The sequence below is a fragment of the Alteromonas gracilis genome (assembly GCF_002993325.1).
In the GTDB taxonomy this organism is placed as follows: Bacteria; Pseudomonadota; Gammaproteobacteria; order Enterobacterales; family Alteromonadaceae; genus Alteromonas; species Alteromonas gracilis.
In genome coordinates, this window is sequence record NZ_PVNO01000031.1 from 41,821 (window position 1) to 59,066 (window position 17,246).

Consider the following 17,246-nt stretch of genomic DNA (forward strand, 5'->3'; position numbering starts at 1 on the left):
TTGGACTTTAATTTAATGACCAGTAGCCTAACCCAAGCGGAACTCGCTGTTTTACAATCACCGCTTTCCAACGATTGCAGAGTGTTGTATCTCCTTGGGCTTCGCGTAGGTGCAAATCAGGCCACTACATCGTCTGCACCTATTGATTATAAGCAGCTTCTAGCCTTACTTAATGGCGACAACAAAGACGATACCTATCAACGGGGTCGTCAGATAAATAGCTTGGTAAAACAACTTGAGCAAGTTGGCTTAGTTGCCCTCCCCCTTGAATTGGACCTCGAGCACACCATTAATGGCAAAACCCTACTTCTTCCTCTTTTAAGCGAGCCACAGTCGGACTTTGAACAACTGCACACCCGCCATAGTGCCATGACTGCAACATGGACACCGAACAAAGCACTGTTTGAAGAAATGGCCTCACTGCTTGGTATCATTGATAAGACATTCGATGAAAACGAGGTCGGAGAATTTATTGCTTATTGGCTAGGCAGACCTAGTTCCGTATTTAGTGAGTTCCAGTGGACGCAGAAATTCGCTAATAATATCAAGCGTAAACGACTTGCCTCAGGCTATGCGCCTACAAAAGTTGTAGGAACGCAAAAAGTGAAAGTTGCAGCGGGCATAGAAGCAGATGATAATGCGAAAAAGCTGGTGGAAAAATATGCCGCAACCAAGAAGAGTTAAATCGTTATGGATCGTATAACTGACAAAATTGCTAATTTAGCGAGAGCACTCAAAAAAGATGTCGATCCCAATAGTGAGTATATCGACTACAAAACGCTGCGTAAGCAGTATGAGGCACAAGCTAATGAAGAAATAGCGCAACTACAGCAGCGCAGTAAGAAGGCGCGCGTAGAAGCTATTCATGGCCGTTCTGATTTAAATCCAAAGTGGACCTTCGCCAATTTAGTAGAAGACAGCGACGATGTTATTGAAGCCGTCTCTATTGCCCAATCTTTCATCGCGGCACATGACGACCCCGCGTGGCGACAAAGCGGTTCTCATATGATGATTTTCTACGGTGATTACGGTAGGGGTAAATCACATATTGCAGGTGCAATTGCCCACCAACTCATTGAGCAATATGAAATCTCTGTGCTTTATCGTCAGCTTTCAACCTTGCTTGAAATGCGAAATTTCTCATTCGACTTCTCTGCAACTGACAACGCTAGCCAACGCTACAGAGAAATAAATCAAGAGCTTCTTGATGTAGATTTGCTCATATTAGATGAAGTATGTGTTAACGAATCTGCGCTTAAAAAGAATGCGCAAAGCTGGTTTGGAAATTTGTTAAGACAGCGATTAGTGAATAAGAAAAACTGTATTTTGATCACTAATCACAACTTAGCAGAACTTGAAAATGCGTTAGGACGCTACTGCTTTGAGTCTATTAAAGAGTACGATACATATAAAGTGAGGTTCCAAGGCCCTAGCCGCCGTGAGGGCTTAACCATAGAGCAAGAAGACATGCAGGGTTCTGTGGCACAGCCACGCTATCAGCCTAACCAGGTGCGTTAATAGCGCCTGGTTTATTGTCATTCATAGCTACTCTTACCGCATTTCATAGACCTTTCCTGTGTTTCTCCGTTCGTTAAATACCTGCATGGCATTTAGTCTATAGCCATTACAAAAAACGATACCTAAAGAGTGTTGTTACCTTCATAAGTATCGATAAACACAGTGTCGCTCTTAAATAAACCACACGACTAACCTAACAGATACATACAACCCTACTTACTGGCGCATTTCTTTCGCATCAACACTCCTATTCTTGGTCGAGGAATGAAGTAATACCAGTCCGCATAGATAATTACCCACTCAGCGAGAGTTAAAATGTTCGTAATCGCGGCGTGTTACCGCAGGTATAGTGGTTCTACATCAAGGTGACACAACAAAGAGTACGGACATTTTAAACTCGCCCTTCGGGAAGGTCTAGCAAGCTTCCTAGCTTCATTCTGGGAATTTGAAAGGGAAGAGCCATTCCTGCATTCCCACGCTTCGCTAGGAAACTTGCCAGTACCTTCTGAGTGGCAATTATCTATGCGGATTGGTATAAATTAATAAAAAAAGCGAAATATCTCAGAAAAAATTTATGCTGCTGTCAAAAATAATCAAAGTTTTAGATGTGCCTAAAAATGAGATCACGGGATCTAGTCACAGGTTTTATAAAAGATCTCCTCCACAATGTGATCGGTCTATAGCGCAGGTTCTATCGCGATCTTTAGATCACAATACATAATTAGCAAACATTTTATCCCCAACTGGATCACATCTTGATCACGCCTGTGGATAGGATCCTACAAACCACTGTGTATAAGCTCTGATCGAAAAAAGAATAACTTTTCAAACAAAACGGCATGTGGATAAAAAGGGTGTTTATACACAAGATTCAGATAGGGTTATGGATCGGTGTTTCCCAATGTTATTGATCGCGTAACTTGATGATCTTTAGATGCTTTGATCGGTTACCCACAGAAATTGACGATCCTAATAAAAGTAAAAATAAACAGATCTAAAAGAGATCTTAAGATCTTATTAAACGATCACACCTTTTCTCTCAAAAGGTTTTGAGGAAAATTTAATCATTTTCTTTATCCAATAAGTCAGATAAAATACGCGCCCTTTTTTGAGCATTCTCTGTTTGAAAAAATAGTTTTAAGTTGGCTTATCGTCCGTGAATAGTGAGGTTTAACCATGTTTTATGCAGAAGCATTTGATGTCATCGTCGTTGGTGGTGGACATGCAGGTACAGAGGCGGCGCTCGCAGCTGCTCGCATGGGTGCCAATACGCTTTTGCTCACTCACAATATTGAAACGATCGGCCAGATGTCATGTAATCCTGCTATCGGTGGGATCGGTAAGGGTCATCTTGTCAAAGAGATCGACGCACTGGGCGGTGCCATGGCATTGGCGATCGACAAAGGCGGTATTCAGTTCAGAACATTGAACTCTTCAAAGGGCCCAGCAGTGCGTGCTACCCGTGCCCAAGCTGACAGAACGCTTTATAAAAATGCCATACGAGACATTGTTGAAAATCAAGAAAATCTCACGCTTTTCCAACAAAGCGTAGACGATCTCATTGTTGAAAATGATCGTGTTTGCGGCGTAGTTACCCAAATGGGCTTAAAATTTAGCGCCAAGACAGTGGTGTTAACGGTTGGGACATTTTTGGGCGGCACCATTCACATTGGCCTTGAAAACTATCGAGGTGGACGTGCTGGCGATCCGCCGTCTATCGCGCTTGCTGACAGACTACGTGCGCTTCCGTTTCGAGTTGATCGCCTTAAAACCGGGACACCCGCTAGACTTGACGCACGTTCACTCGACTTCTCGGTAATGCAACCTCAGCCAGGTGATAATCCAACACCAGTGTTCTCATTCATGGGTGATAGAACCATGCACCCGACGCAGATCCCGTGTTACATTACCCATACTAACGAAAAAACCCATGACATTATTCGCGGCGGGTTGGATCGCTCTCCTATGTTCACTGGTGTTATTGAAGGCATTGGACCTCGGTACTGTCCGAGTATTGAAGATAAGATCACTCGATTTGCCGATAAATCTTCACACCAAATATTTGTTGAGCCTGAAGGGTTAAACAGTATTGAAGTCTATCCAAATGGTATTTCAACCAGTTTGCCCTTCGACGTCCAGATGAACCTTGTGCGTTCTATCAAAGGCTTTGAGAATGCGCATATTGTCCGACCTGGCTATGCGATAGAGTATGACTTTTTTGATCCTCGCGATTTAAAACAAACGCTCGAAACTAAGTTTATTGAAGGTTTGTTCTTCGCTGGACAAATCAACGGCACAACGGGTTATGAAGAAGCGGGAGCACAAGGTTTAGTGGCTGGTGCTAATGCCGCACTTCAAGTACAGCAAAAAGATCCTCTCGTGTTGCGTCGTGATCAAGCTTACATGGGCGTATTGATTGATGACTTGGCGACGATGGGAACGAAAGAGCCCTATCGTATGTTTACTAGCCGAGCTGAATACCGTTTGCTTCTTCGCGAAGATAACGCGGACAGTCGCTTAACAGCAATGGGACGAGAAATTGGTCTCGTTGATGACGCCCGTTGGGCCAAGTTCAACCAAAAGATGGAAGCGGTAGAAAGTGAGCTACAGCGATTACGCGGTCAATGGATCCATCCTGAGCACGTAGCTGCGCCTCAGCTAAACACCATGCTAAAGAACCCTGTAAGTCGCGAACATTCTTTGGAAGAATTGATCCGCCGACCTGAAATGACTTACAGCCAGTTGATGGAAATTGAAAGTGTTGGCCCTGGTCTTGAAGATCCCATCGCATCTGAGCAGGTGGAAATTCAAATTAAATACGCAGGTTACATTGCCCGTCAAATGGACGAGATTGCAAAAACTCAGCGTCATGAAAATACGTTATTGCCCGTTGATATGGATTTCAGCAAAATTTCTGGCCTTTCAAATGAAGTTGTAGCGAAGCTAACTGAGGCAAGGCCTGAAACGATAGGTAAAGCGTCTCGTATTTCAGGCATCACACCTGCTGCCATCTCTCTACTGCTGGTTTACCTGAAAAAACATGGCATGCTGCGTAAGCATGAAAAAATTAGCGCGTAAATCGCGCGCTTAATTCAACATACAACGCGTAGCGCTTAGTTTTTCTCACTTATTCGCGTATTATAGTGAATAAGAAATTAAGAAAAACTCGGCGCTTTTCACTCAGGCCTATTGCCTAATTAAACTGCGCGTAGCCTTATTCTCCAGTTCACGTTTAAGAAACAAGCATGATGGGAATAGAAAAAAATGGCTAGACTCATGGCAGTTTCGACTAACACGCATAGTGTTGAGCAATGTGGAACTGCGTAAAGCAAAACATTTCAACGCGAATAAACAGACTTTTCGATGACTATACAGCAAGAATTGCACACCATTTTGGTTTCTGGGCTCGAGGCTCTTTCATTAAATTTAAGTGATAAGCAACAGCAGCAACTCGTTGATTATGTGCTGCTTATGGATAAGTGGAATAAGGCTTATAACCTAACCTCTGTAAGAGATCCTAAACAGATGATGGTTAAACATATCCTGGACTCATTAGCCATAGTGCCGTTTCTTGAGGGCGAGAATATAATTGATGTGGGTACAGGTCCTGGTCTTCCGGGCATGCCTCTAGCAATCGCTTTCCCTGAAAAGTCGTTCACTTTACTCGACTCGTTAGGAAAACGCGTACGTTTTATGACGCAATGTGTACATATCCTTGGCTTGACTAATGTATCGCCGGTGCAAAGCCGCGTTGAAAAGCACAACGGTGAGTCACCTTATGATATTGTGTTAAGTCGCGCTTTCGCTTCACTAAAAGATATGTTGCACTGGTGTCAACATCTGGTAGATTCAGAAGGGCAATTCTTGGCGCTTAAAGGTCAGTTTCCACAAGATGAGATAGACGAAGTGAGTGATCACTTCCATGTGAGTAAAACGGAAAACCTCACTGTGCCAAATTTGGTAGGCGAACGACATCTGGTTTGGCTAAAAAAGAAATAGCTGAAAAATAGAAATAGACAATAACAGGATCAAACGTGGCTAAGGTAATCGCGATCGCGAATCAGAAAGGTGGTGTGGGTAAGACAACTACCGCAGTTAACGTAGCGGCCTCAATGGCGGCAACTAAACGCAAAGTATTGCTTATCGATCTCGATCCACAGGGGAATGCGACCATGGGGAGCGGCGTTGATAAGTACGACGTTGAATCTACCGCATTCGAATTGTTGATAGAAGAAAAGCCTATTAACGATGTAGTGGTTAAAAGCACCACGGGTAAATATGACTTGGTTGCAGCAAACGGTGACGTGACAGCGGCTGAAATAAAGCTCATGGAAATGTTCGCTCGTGAAGTGCGTTTGCGTAACGCACTTAAACCCGTGATGGATTATTACGATTTTATATTTATCGACTGCCCACCCTCTCTTAATCAGTTAACGGTTAACGCTCTTGCTGCCGCAGATTCTGTCATGGTACCAATGCAGTGTGAATACTATGCACTAGAGGGACTTACAGCCCTGATGGATACTATTCAGAAATTAGCGTCAGTGGTAAATCCTGAATTGAAGATTGAAGGCGTATTGCGTACTATGTACGACCCGCGTAACCGCCTAGCTAACGACGTTTCAGAACAATTGAAGCGCCATTTTGGTGAGCAGGTTTATCGCACAGTCATACCGCGCAATGTTCGCCTAGCTGAAGCACCAAGTTTCGGAACACCTGCGATGTATTATGATAAGTCATCAACAGGTGCAAAAGCGTATTTAGCGTTGGCGGGTGAAATACTACGCCGTAGAGATAAAACATCGCCTGCTCAGGCAAAAGCAAGTTAAACGACAATAAGCTGAATATCATCAGCACATGTCATAGAGGATACTATGTCAGCACGTAAAAGAGGCCTTGGCCGCGGTTTAGATGCATTACTCGCAACCAGCCAGTCATCTGCTCAAAGAGAACAGGATGCAGCCGAGGTCAGTTCAACAAATGGCGAGTTAAAAAAACTCCCTATTGAATATTTAGTGCCGGGGAAATATCAGCCCCGTAAAGACATGTCACCCGAGGCATTAGAAGAATTAGCATCTTCAATTCGCGCACAGGGTATTATTCAGCCTATCGTAGTGAGAAGGGTTGACGACCATCGCTATGAAATTATTGCCGGTGAGCGACGCTGGCGTGCATCCCAACTCGCTCAGTTAGATGAGATTCCGTGTATCGTTAAAAACGTGCCGGATGAGGCAGCAGTTGCTATCGCGCTTATTGAAAATATCCAGCGTGAAGACTTAAATGCAATGGAAGAGGCGCAAGCCCTCGACCGCTTAATGAATGAATTTGCACTGACCCACCAAGAAGTGGCTGAAGCCGTGGGTAAGTCGCGCACGACGGTGACAAATTTACTTCGCTTGAACAATTTGAACGATGACGTGAAATTATTGGTTGAGCATGGTGATATTGAGATGGGTCACGCTCGCGCACTTTTAGCGTTAGAAGGCGAAACGCAATCAGAAACGGCGCAAGTGGTATCGGGTAAAGGGCTTACCGTTCGCGATACCGAGAAGCTGGTGAAAAAGCTGTTAGAGCCAGCTAAACCCAAGCCTGAAAAGAAAGTTGATCCGGATATACAAAACCTAATGACGCGACTTTCAGAAAATTTAGGTACACCAGTGAGTATTGACCACAACGCTAAAGGCAAAGGTAAGCTAACAATTAGCTTTAGTGATCTTGAGCAATTAGATGGAATTATCTCTAAAATTCAATAGTTTATAATTACAAGAAATAATAAAGTACCCTTGCCTACCCGCAATCGATACGCTGTCTGGTGTGAACACCGGACACTCTCCTTTCCGGTTATAGCAATAGAATATTTTCAGAATAACTTTCAAAAAGCGTTGTACTGTTGAAAATTGTCGGTAAAACAGTATACTTCTGACGCTTTTTGTAAGACGTGAACAAGCTGCGAGTAAAAGTGACGAACAAGTTAGCAAGACGCGGGTTAGACCTCGCCAAGAAAGGGCTACTTTTTCAGGCAATCACAGCCTTAGTCATTACCGGTCTCGCAGGCGCTGCTGGGGGAAGTCATTCAGCCATATCAGCAGCCGCAGGAACTCTAATAAGTATCCTGCCTAATATTGTTTTTGCTATTTTTGCATTTCGTTATGCTGGAGCAAGTAAAAACGAGCTTGTTGCACGTAGTTTTAGCCAAGGCTCAAAAATGAAGCTGGCACTGACAATCATTTTATTTGTAATTGCGTTTAAAGGCTTAAATGCCTCGCCACTGGAAATTTTCATGGCATTCGTGATTACAACGGCTAGCCACGGGCTAGCTATGTTTCATTACGGTACGAAAGAATAAAGTCAACGCAGGGCGTTGCGAGAACGAAAAAGCGTAATCGATCGATTGAAGCATAAGAACCAGTCACCAAATTTTTACACTTTACAACTTGGGTTAAACAATGGCATCTGAATACACTACCTCAGAATACATCAAGCACCACTTGACCAATGCCACCATGTGCTCAACTGACAACGGAATCGCGTTTAACAAAGCGTGTTCTGATGCTGGTTTTTGGGCGTGGCATGTTGATACATTGGCATGGTCTATTGGTCTTGGTTTACTATTCCTAATTATCTTTAGAAGCGTCGCTTCAAAAGCAACGACGGGCGTACCGGGCAAAATGCAGGCGTTTGTAGAGCTTGTTGTTGAGTTCGTTGATGACAACGTGAAAAGCACCTTCCACGGTAAGAGCGCACTTATCGCGCCATTAGCACTGACTATCTTCGTATGGGTATTGTTAATGAACCTTATGGATCTTGTGCCAGTTGATCTTATTCCGTGGGTGTCAGGGCTTATTGGCCAAGCTGCTTTTGGTATGGACCCTCACGACGTTTACAACAAGGCAGTACCAACCACTGACCTTAACTTGACGTTTGCACTGGCGTCGGGCGTATTCATTCTTATTCTTTTCTACTCAATCAAGATGAAAGGTATTGGCGGTTTTGCTAAAGAGCTTACTATGCAGCCTTTTGGTCACCCAGTCTTCATTCCGGTGAACTTTATTCTTGAAACCGTTACTTTGCTTGCGCGCCCGCTTTCACTAGCCCTGCGTTTGTTCGGTAACCTGTACGCCAGTGAGCTAATCTTTATATTGATTGCTACAATTGGTTACTTCCAGCTACCACTGCACTTTATGTGGGCTGTGTTCCATATTCTTGTACTTCCGCTTCAGGCGTTTATTTTCATGATGCTAACCATCGTGTACTTAAGCCTGGCGTGTGAAGAACACTAAGCATTAACGGGTGTCGGTTACCTGGAAATCCGACACCGTTTTTACAGAGTTTGACTTTTAAACATTAACTTTAAATTTAACTTAAATCGGAGACGTAAATGTTATACATCGCTGTTGCACTACTGATTGGTCTTGGCGCCCTTGGTACCGCTATTGGTTTCGGTCTACTAGGTGGTAAATTCCTTGAATCTGCTGCTCGTCAACCAGAACTAGCACCTCAACTACAAGTTAAGATGTTCATCGTAGCGGGTCTTATCGACGCCATCGCGATGATCGGTGTTGGTATCGCTCTATACCTATTGTTCGCTGTTGGTGCCTAATATTACTAAACACTTTTTTAGCGAACTTTAAGAGGAGGGGCGATTGTGAATTTTAACGCCACTTTTATCGGTCAATTAATCGCCTTCGCTGTGTTCGTGGTGTTCTGCATGAAATATGTATGGCCTCCACTAATGGCAGCGATTGAAGAACGTCAGAAGAAAATCGCCGATGGGCTTGAAGCTTCTGAACGTGCAGAGAAAGACCTAGAGCTTGCTCAAGCGAAAGCTACTGAGCAATTGAAAGATGCGAAAGCGCAAGCAGCTGAAATTATCGAGCAGGCCAAAAAGCGCGCCAACCAACTGGTTGACGAAGAAACGCAAAAAGGCCATGCGGAACGCGAGAAAATTATCGCTTCTGGTTATGCCGAGATTGAAGCTGAACGCAATCGTGCCAAAGAAGATTTGCGCAAGCAGGTTTCTGCTCTTGCAGTTGCTGGCGCACAGCAAATCTTACAACGTGAAATCGATGCTAACGCACAAAACGACATTGTTGAAAAACTTGTCGCTGAGCTTTAAGAGGGAGATGAGCCATGTCTGAATTGACAACCGTTGCTCGTCCTTATGCTAAAGCTGCTTTCGATTTTGCAGTCGAGAAAAACGCCATTGTGAAATGGCAAGAAATGCTCGCTTTTGCTAGCGCGGTAGCTGAAAACGATGAAATGCATCAGTTATTAACTGGTGCAGTTTCAGCCGACACGCTAGCTGACATTTTTAATAATGTTTGTGGCGAGCAACTCGACGAACACGGCCAAAACCTAGTAAAGGTTTTGGCTGAAAATAAACGTTTAGCCGCGTTGCCTGAAATTTCTACTTTGTTTGATGCTTTTAAAGCGGACTATGACAAAGAAATAGAAGTGGACGTAACCTCAGCATCTACGCTGACCGATGCACAACTTAAAGAGTTGGTTGCAAATTTGGAAAAACGTTTGGCACGTAAAGTGAAGCTTAATTGTAACGTGGACCCTGCCCTGATCGCTGGAATGGTAATAAATGCCGGTGATACAGTTATTGATGGTTCCGTAAAGTCGAAATTGAACCGTCTAGCAGACGCGTTGCAAGCATAACGGGGATAAGAGCATGCAACTTAATTCCACTGAAATTGCTGAACTGATCAAGAAAAGAATTGAACAGTTCAATGTAAGCAGTGAAGCACGTAATGAAGGTACTATCGTCGCAGTAACTGACGGTATTATCCGCATTCATGGCCTTGCAGATGTAATGCAAGGTGAAATGATTGAGCTTCCTGGAAGCCGTTACGCAATTGCACTAAACCTTGAGCGAGACTCTGTAGGTGCAGTTGTTATGGGTCCATATGCGGACCTGAAAGAAGGCGATAAAGTACAATCTACCGGCCGTATTCTTGAAGTACCAGTAGGTAACGCACTTCTTGGCCGTGTTGTTAACACACTTGGTGAGCCTATTGATGGTAAAGGCGCAATCGACGCTGCTGGTTTTGAGCCAGTTGAAAAAATTGCACCTGGCGTAATCGAGCGTCAATCGGTAGATCAGCCAGTACAAACTGGTTATAAGTCAGTTGATGCCATGATCCCAGTAGGTCGTGGTCAGCGTGAGCTTATCATCGGTGACCGTCAGTGTGGTAAAACAGCTATGGCTGTTGACGCTATCATCAACCAAAAAGGTACAGGCATCAAATGTGTGTACGTAGCGGTTGGTCAGAAAGCGTCTACTATCGCTAACGTAGTACGTAAACTAGAAGAGCACGGTGCACTTGACCACACAATCGTGGTTGCAGCATCTGCATCTGAGTCTGCAGCGCTTCAATACCTAGCGCCTTACTCTGGTTGTACTATGGGTGAATTCTTCCGTGACCGCGGTGAAGACGCGCTAATCGTGTATGATGATTTGTCTAAGCAAGCTGTTGCTTACCGTCAAATCTCACTACTACTTAAGCGTCCACCAGGCCGTGAAGCTTACCCAGGTGACGTATTCTATCTTCACTCTCGCCTACTTGAGCGTGCTGCACGTGTAAACGAGCAATACGTAGAGCGTTACACTAACGGTGAAGTGAAAGGTAAAACTGGTTCACTAACTGCGCTTCCAATTATCGAAACGCAAGCTGGTGACGTATCTGCATTCGTACCTACAAACGTAATCTCAATTACCGATGGTCAGATCTTCCTAGAAACTGACTTGTTTAACGCAGGTATCCGTCCGGCGGTTAACGCTGGTATCTCGGTATCTCGTGTTGGTGGTGCTGCACAGACTAAAATCATCAAGAAGCTGGGTGGCGGTATCCGTCTAGCCCTAGCTCAGTATCGTGAACTAGCGGCGTTCTCGCAGTTTGCTTCTGACCTTGATGATGCAACTCGTGAGCAACTTGAGCACGGTGAGCGCGTAACTGAGCTGATGAAGCAGAAGCAATACGCACCGCTATCAATTGCTAACATGGGTGTTTCTCTGTTCGCGGTAGAAAAAGGTTTCCTTAAGGGTATCGAGCTTAACAAAATCCTAGATTTTGAAGCCGCTCTTCATTCTTATATGAACAGCGAACACGCTGACCTTATGAAGACTATCAACGAATCAGGTAACTACAACGACGAGATTGCCGCTAAGTTGAACGACGCTTTAACAAACTTTAAAGCGACACAAACTTGGTAATCAATGGTGCTGGTGTTTAACCACCAGCGCAATTCGTTGAGTAATCGGAGAAATAGTCATGGCCAGCGGTAAAGAAATAAAAGGTAAGATTGGGAGTATCAAAAATACTCAGAAGATTACCAGTGCGATGGAAATGGTTGCTGCGTCTAAGATGAAAAAGGCGCAGGAACGTATGGCTTCTGGCCGTCCATATGCACAAAATATGCTTAAAGTGATTGGTCACATTGCAAACGGTAACCTTGAATATCGCCATCCTTATTTGGAAGAGCGTGAAGTCAAGCGCGTCGGTTACATTGTGATTTCCACTGACCGAGGCTTATGTGGTGGCTTGAACACCAATGAATTTAAGCTCGTCACTCAAGACGTCAAAAAATGGCGTGAACAGGGTGTGGAAGTGGATTTTGCTGCATTAGGTTCTAAAGCGTGCAGTTTCTTCAACCGTTTTGGTGGCAAATTACTTGCTGCTGAATCTGGTTTAGGTGACAAGCCGTCTGTGAGCGATGTAGTAGGTGTTGTACGCGTTATGCTTAAAGCGTATGACGAAGGACAAATTGACCGAGTATTCTTGGTATTCAATGACTTCGTTAACACCATGACACAGAAACCTGTGATCAATCAGTTATTGCCTTTGCCAAAGTCAGAAGACGAAGAATATCAACATCGTTGGGACTACATCTACGAGCCAGATCCAAAAGAAATTTTGGAAGCACTAATGGTTCGTTACATTGAGTCTCAGGTGTATCAGGGTGTTGTAGAAAACGCGGCGTCAGAACAAGCTGCGCGAATGGTTGCCATGAAGGCAGCAACCGACAACGCCGGTAACCTCATTGATGAGTTACAACTGGTATATAACAAAGCGCGTCAGGCTGCAATCACACAAGAGATTAGTGAGATTGTTAGCGGTGCCGCAGCGGTGTAGGCAAAGGTTTAAAAGAGATAACGAGGACAAATTATGAGTCAAGGTAAGGTCGTCCAAATCATTGGCGCCGTTGTGGACATTGAGTTTCCACAAGATGCGGTACCAAGAGTTTATGACGCACTACGAGTTACCGAAGGTGACTTGTCAGGTCTAACCCTGGAAGTGCAACAGCAATTAGGTGGCGGTGTTGTTCGCGGCATCGCACTAGGTACTACTGACGGACTAAAACGTGGTCTTGCAGTAGAAAATACCGGTAATCCAATCATGGTTCCAGTTGGTACGAAGACACTTGGTCGTATCATGGACGTATTGGGTAACCCAATCGACGAAGCTGGCCCAATTGGTGAAGAAGAGCGTATGTCTATTCACCGTGAAGCGCCTAGCTACGAAGAACAGTCTAGCTCGGTAGAACTACTAGAAACTGGTATCAAAGTAATCGACTTGGTTTGTCCATTCGCTAAGGGTGGTAAAGTTGGTCTATTCGGTGGTGCGGGTGTAGGTAAAACCGTAAACATGATGGAACTTATCCGTAACATCGCAATCGAGCACAGCGGTTTCTCGGTATTCGCAGGTGTTGGTGAGCGTACACGTGAGGGTAACGACTTCTATCACGAAATGAACGATTCAAACGTACTTGATAAAGTATCGCTTGTATACGGTCAGATGAACGAGCCACCGGGTAACCGTCTACGTGTTGCACTTACCGGTCTAACTATGGCTGAGAAGTTCCGTGACGAAGGTCGTGATGTTCTATTCTTCGTAGATAACATCTATCGTTACACACTAGCAGGTACTGAGGTATCAGCACTTCTAGGTCGTATGCCATCTGCGGTAGGTTACCAGCCTACTCTTGCAGAAGAGATGGGTGTACTTCAGGAACGTATTACGTCAACGAAGACGGGTTCAATCACTTCAATCCAAGCGGTATACGTACCTGCGGATGACTTGACTGACCCATCTCCGGCGACAACCTTTGCTCACTTGGATGCAACGGTAGTACTTTCTCGTGATATCGCGTCTCTTGGTATCTACCCAGCGGTAGACCCTCTAGATTCAACGTCTCGTCAGCTAGACCCGCTAGTAATTGGTCAAGAGCACTATGACGTAGCACGCGGCGTACAGACTGTTCTACAGCGCTATAAAGAGCTGAAAGACATCATCGCGATCCTAGGTATGGACGAATTATCTGAAGAAGACAAGCTAGTGGTATCACGTGCTCGTAAGATTCAGCGTTTCCTATCTCAGCCGTTCTTCGTAGCAGAAGTATTTACTGGTGCACCTGGTAAATATGTATCGCTAAAAGACACAATCAGTGGCTTTAAAGGTATTCTAGAGGGTGAATATGACCACCTTCCAGAACAAGCCTTCTACATGGTTGGTTCTATAGAAGAAGCGCTAGAGAAAGCCAAGAAAGCATAAGTGTAGGGCTAGCTTCGGCTAGCCTAGCATAATGCTAACGTACCTAATCAGGAGGTTCACATGGCAATGACAGTACATTTGGACGTGGTAAGCGCAGAGAAAGCGATTTTCTCGGGTCGCGTTGAAACGATTCAGGTGACAGGTAGCGAAGGTGAGCTGGGTATCCACCCTGGTCACGCGCCACTTATCTCTGCTATTAAACCTGGTATGGTGCGTTTGGTTAAACAGCACGGTGAAGAAGAAGTTATTTATGTTGCTGGTGGTGTACTAGAAGTACAACCTGGCAATGTTACCGTACTGGCTGATACCGCGGTTCGAGCTGAAGATCTTGACGAGCAGGCAGCACAAGAAGCCAAACGACGTGCAGAAGAGCACATCGCCAATCCAGGCGCTGACTTTAACTATGCAGAAGCAGCTCACGAGCTTGCAGAAGCGATTGCACAACTTCGTCTTATTCAGAAGTTACGCAAGTAAAAAGCACAGCTTTGAAAAAACCCGCCAACTGGCGGGTTTTTTATTGCAGAATGAAAAGTAGACGTTCACATTCTCTTACGTTTATTTCTATTGCTATAAGACTACACAAAGCTTATCGTTACCTAGGTAGCTTCCAATGAAAATAAAACGTATTACGGTTAAAAATTTCTCGCTTTATAACCACTGAATAATAAAAATGAAACTCAGCCCCTACACCAATATGCACAAAGGTGTCTCTATTGGCCTCTTCCCTTTTTTGACGACATTGGTTTTATTATCAGTGCATTATTTCACAGGCGCTCTTGATTGGCCTGAAGCTGGAAATATCCGTGCACAGCGAGACTTCAATTCTGCAATTGGGATGTCGATTCTTTCGGGATATTTTTGGCTGTGTCTACAGTTGAATCATAAAAACGTTACAAGCACGCTGATTTCGATATTAGTAAAAACGAACCAGTTAAGCCATCTAAACCAACATAGGGCCATTCTCACGACCAAATTACATGTTAATAGCGTCAATTGCCTCATAGTGGCCCTATTTATAGCGATGTTATATGTATTTATCGAGGGTTTACTCATCCCAAAAATGATGCTGCATCAATATCTAATTGCTTTCTCTGCAGTTCTGTTTTGGTTCTTGCTTTTGCTGTGCCTCGTGCAGTTATCCTCCTACGTTAACTATTTGAACAAATTTGTTATAAACCAAACGGCTACGGGAATCGATCGATTAAACTCAATCACTTCACTAGCAAGGTTTGCTCTCTTCAATGCAACACTTACTAGCGGAGCATTAATCCTTTTTCCTGTCTTTTGGTTTGGAAAGAGTATTCCGACTTTTGATATTTTGATGACGCTATTATTTTCGTTATTCGTTGCTTTTTTTCTTTATAAGCCAGTTATGAATTTGCGCGCATTGTGGTTAATTGAGAAAAGAAAAGTTGTCCGCAATATTAAAGATGAAGACGAGGGTAAAACGAATAAGAATAACGTTGAACAACTCTTGGAAGCTCAATACGAAGTGGAAGAACTAGAATCGTTATCGATGGGTCTTTTATTAGGAAGGGATAAGCTCAGGCTTTTAGCCTGTATTGCCTTAATAACCTTTTCTTGGCTTATATTTCTTGGAGCATCATTAAAGGATGTCTAATAGGTCAAAGGGAAATCTCATTCTCGAATTTCTACTCTATCCGTCTTTACTGGTATTATCGATGGTTATACTACATTTCTTAGCAGGTACGGTAAAACTAAACATTGATTCGAGTGATGCGCAGCGTGACTTTAATACTGCAATCGGGACAGCATTATTAAGTGGCGTGTTTCTTTTTTCCATTAGAGTTATTCAAAAACAGGCAGCTAAAAATCTGTATTCAATGCTGAATGTTATCGGAAAGCGAGATGAGTTTTGGCTACATCGAAAGAAGCTATCAGAACAGTTCGCGAAGCATTTGATTTTGTCAGTTGCAGTAAGTTTTATAATGCCTCTTTTGTACATGCTTTCTGAAGGCTTATTAGTTAGGCTCCACGAAAAAGAAGTATTTATCGTTGCGGTAGGAGCCATACCTTTTTGGCTATTACTAACTCTCTTCGTTCTACAACTAATTACAGTTAATAGATACTCTTGGAAGATTTTATTTGGTGGAGACATCGATTTGGTCGATAAGCTTAAGCTTTACAGTCGCGTTATGAAAATGGCAATGATAACTTTAGCTACGATTGGTTTGGTACTTGCTGTTATCCCAGTTTTTTGGATAAACCAACCAATTCATTTTTTTGATATAGCCACCCTGATTTTTCTGCTTACCTTAATAGTCTCTTTTCTGTTTGCTCCCTTTGTTTACATTGCGCTTATCGTTGGGAAGGTTAAGTATGCGTTAGCAAAAGACATCGACAAAAGAGTTGATAAGTTAATTAAAGAGAGCGTAGTCTACGAGAGAAGTCAGGAAATCGAGGAGTTACTCTACATAAAAGAGAAGTACTGTAATTAAGAAACGCTCAGACATAGTGGGCTAAATGACGTTTGATTTTTCAGTATATTCTTGTACGAACGATAAAAATGTAGGACTCTTTATTTTTTATTGAATGGAACCTTTCTCATGCGGATATACGGTGATTCACGTTCTGGAAACTGCTATAAAATACAGCTCCTCTTATCTTTGTTGGGAAAAACCTGCGAATGGGTAGACATAGATATCATGAAAGGAGAAACAAGAGCCCCCTCCTTCCTAGAAAAATCGCCCAATGGCAAAATCCCCTTGCTTGAGTTAGATGATGGCAGAGTGCTATCTGAATCTAATGCCATAATGCATTATATTGCTTTTAACACCCCGCTTGTGCCTTCTTCGCCTTATCAATCTTCAAAGCTATTGCAGTGGCAGTTCTTTGAGCAATATAGTCATGAGCCCTATATTGCTGTTGCTCGATATATAAACGTGTATTTAGGGCTTCCTGCTGAAAAAAAAGCTGAGTATGACGCTAAACAAGCTGGCGGTTATAAAGCGCTTGCCGTCATGGAGCATCAACTTAGCTTAACGCCCTTCTTACTGGGGGATACTATAAGCCTTGCGGATATTTCCTTGTTTGCTTATACCCATGTTGCCCATGAGGGGGGATTTGACCTTTCTGCGTATCCAGCTATTAGAAATTGGATACAACTGATAAAGGATCAAAAAGGTTTTGTTCCTATGAATGCGTAGGATT

General features: G+C 43.6%; 18 protein-coding genes. All 18 read left to right on the plus strand.

What is annotated here, in order from left to right:
• Window positions 1-15: 15 nt before the first annotated feature.
• The 18 genes from C6Y39_RS16835 (at window position 16) to C6Y39_RS16920 (ending at window position 17,242) form a co-directional block, all read left to right on the plus strand.
• Window positions 16-684, plus strand: coding sequence for a DnaT-like ssDNA-binding domain-containing protein (locus C6Y39_RS16835; RefSeq protein ID WP_105932392.1), 669 nt, complete (start codon window positions 16-18; stop codon window positions 682-684).
• A 6-nt stretch (window positions 685-690) separates the two neighbouring features.
• Window positions 691-1,518, plus strand: a complete 828-nt coding sequence (locus C6Y39_RS16840; protein WP_105932393.1) for an ATP-binding protein — start codon at window positions 691-693, stop codon at window positions 1,516-1,518.
• A gap of 1,176 nt (window positions 1,519-2,694) precedes the next feature.
• A complete protein-coding gene (mnmG, locus tag C6Y39_RS16845) occupies window positions 2,695-4,596 on the plus strand; it encodes a tRNA uridine-5-carboxymethylaminomethyl(34) synthesis enzyme MnmG (protein WP_105932394.1) in 1,902 nt (633 codons plus the stop codon).
• A 285-nt stretch (window positions 4,597-4,881) separates the two neighbouring features.
• Window positions 4,882-5,517, plus strand: coding sequence for a 16S rRNA (guanine(527)-N(7))-methyltransferase RsmG (rsmG, locus tag C6Y39_RS16850; protein ID WP_105932395.1), 636 nt, complete (start codon window positions 4,882-4,884; stop codon window positions 5,515-5,517).
• A 35-nt stretch (window positions 5,518-5,552) separates the two neighbouring features.
• Entirely contained in the window at window positions 5,553-6,347 is a 795-nt protein-coding gene (locus tag C6Y39_RS16855; protein ID WP_105932396.1) for a ParA family protein, read from the plus strand.
• 45 nt (window positions 6,348-6,392) lie between these two features.
• Window positions 6,393-7,271 (plus strand): ParB/RepB/Spo0J family partition protein, encoded by an 879-nt coding sequence (locus C6Y39_RS16860; protein WP_105932397.1) that lies wholly within the window; start codon window positions 6,393-6,395, stop codon window positions 7,269-7,271.
• 206 nt (window positions 7,272-7,477) lie between these two features.
• Window positions 7,478-7,864 (plus strand): ATP synthase subunit I, encoded by a 387-nt coding sequence (locus tag C6Y39_RS16865; RefSeq protein ID WP_105932700.1) that lies wholly within the window; start codon window positions 7,478-7,480, stop codon window positions 7,862-7,864.
• A gap of 100 nt (window positions 7,865-7,964) precedes the next feature.
• Entirely contained in the window at window positions 7,965-8,798 is an 834-nt protein-coding gene (gene atpB / locus C6Y39_RS16870) for a F0F1 ATP synthase subunit A (protein ID WP_105932398.1), read from the plus strand.
• A gap of 98 nt (window positions 8,799-8,896) precedes the next feature.
• Window positions 8,897-9,118: a F0F1 ATP synthase subunit C gene (gene atpE / locus C6Y39_RS16875; protein WP_012520222.1), complete on the plus strand. Its 222-nt coding sequence runs from the start codon at window positions 8,897-8,899 to the stop codon at window positions 9,116-9,118.
• Window positions 9,119-9,163: 45 nt separating this feature from the next.
• Window positions 9,164-9,634 carry a F0F1 ATP synthase subunit B gene (gene atpF, locus C6Y39_RS16880; RefSeq protein ID WP_014951452.1) on the plus strand — a complete coding sequence of 157 codons (471 nt, stop codon included), beginning with the start codon at window positions 9,164-9,166 and terminating at the stop codon, window positions 9,632-9,634.
• Between the two features lie 14 nt (window positions 9,635-9,648).
• Window positions 9,649-10,182, plus strand: a complete 534-nt coding sequence (atpH, locus tag C6Y39_RS16885; protein WP_105932399.1) for a F0F1 ATP synthase subunit delta — start codon at window positions 9,649-9,651, stop codon at window positions 10,180-10,182.
• 13 nt (window positions 10,183-10,195) lie between these two features.
• A complete protein-coding gene (atpA, locus tag C6Y39_RS16890; RefSeq protein WP_105932400.1) occupies window positions 10,196-11,737 on the plus strand; it encodes a F0F1 ATP synthase subunit alpha in 1,542 nt (513 codons plus the stop codon).
• Between the two features lie 58 nt (window positions 11,738-11,795).
• Window positions 11,796-12,656, plus strand: a complete 861-nt coding sequence (atpG, locus tag C6Y39_RS16895; RefSeq protein ID WP_012520217.1) for a F0F1 ATP synthase subunit gamma — start codon at window positions 11,796-11,798, stop codon at window positions 12,654-12,656.
• 33 nt (window positions 12,657-12,689) lie between these two features.
• Window positions 12,690-14,075, plus strand: a complete 1,386-nt coding sequence (atpD, locus tag C6Y39_RS16900) for a F0F1 ATP synthase subunit beta (RefSeq protein WP_105932401.1) — start codon at window positions 12,690-12,692, stop codon at window positions 14,073-14,075.
• A 60-nt stretch (window positions 14,076-14,135) separates the two neighbouring features.
• Complete coding sequence (locus C6Y39_RS16905) at window positions 14,136-14,549, plus strand: F0F1 ATP synthase subunit epsilon (RefSeq protein WP_105932402.1); 414 nt, start codon at window positions 14,136-14,138, stop codon at window positions 14,547-14,549.
• 196 nt (window positions 14,550-14,745) lie between these two features.
• A complete protein-coding gene (locus C6Y39_RS16910; protein WP_105932403.1) occupies window positions 14,746-15,696 on the plus strand; it encodes a hypothetical protein in 951 nt (316 codons plus the stop codon).
• A 61-nt stretch (window positions 15,697-15,757) separates the two neighbouring features.
• Complete coding sequence (locus tag C6Y39_RS16915) at window positions 15,758-16,534, plus strand: hypothetical protein (protein WP_146128616.1); 777 nt, start codon at window positions 15,758-15,760, stop codon at window positions 16,532-16,534.
• A gap of 108 nt (window positions 16,535-16,642) precedes the next feature.
• Window positions 16,643-17,242 carry a glutathione S-transferase family protein gene (locus C6Y39_RS16920; protein WP_105932405.1) on the plus strand — a complete coding sequence of 200 codons (600 nt, stop codon included), beginning with the start codon at window positions 16,643-16,645 and terminating at the stop codon, window positions 17,240-17,242.
• The last annotated feature ends 4 nt before the right edge of the window (window positions 17,243-17,246 follow it).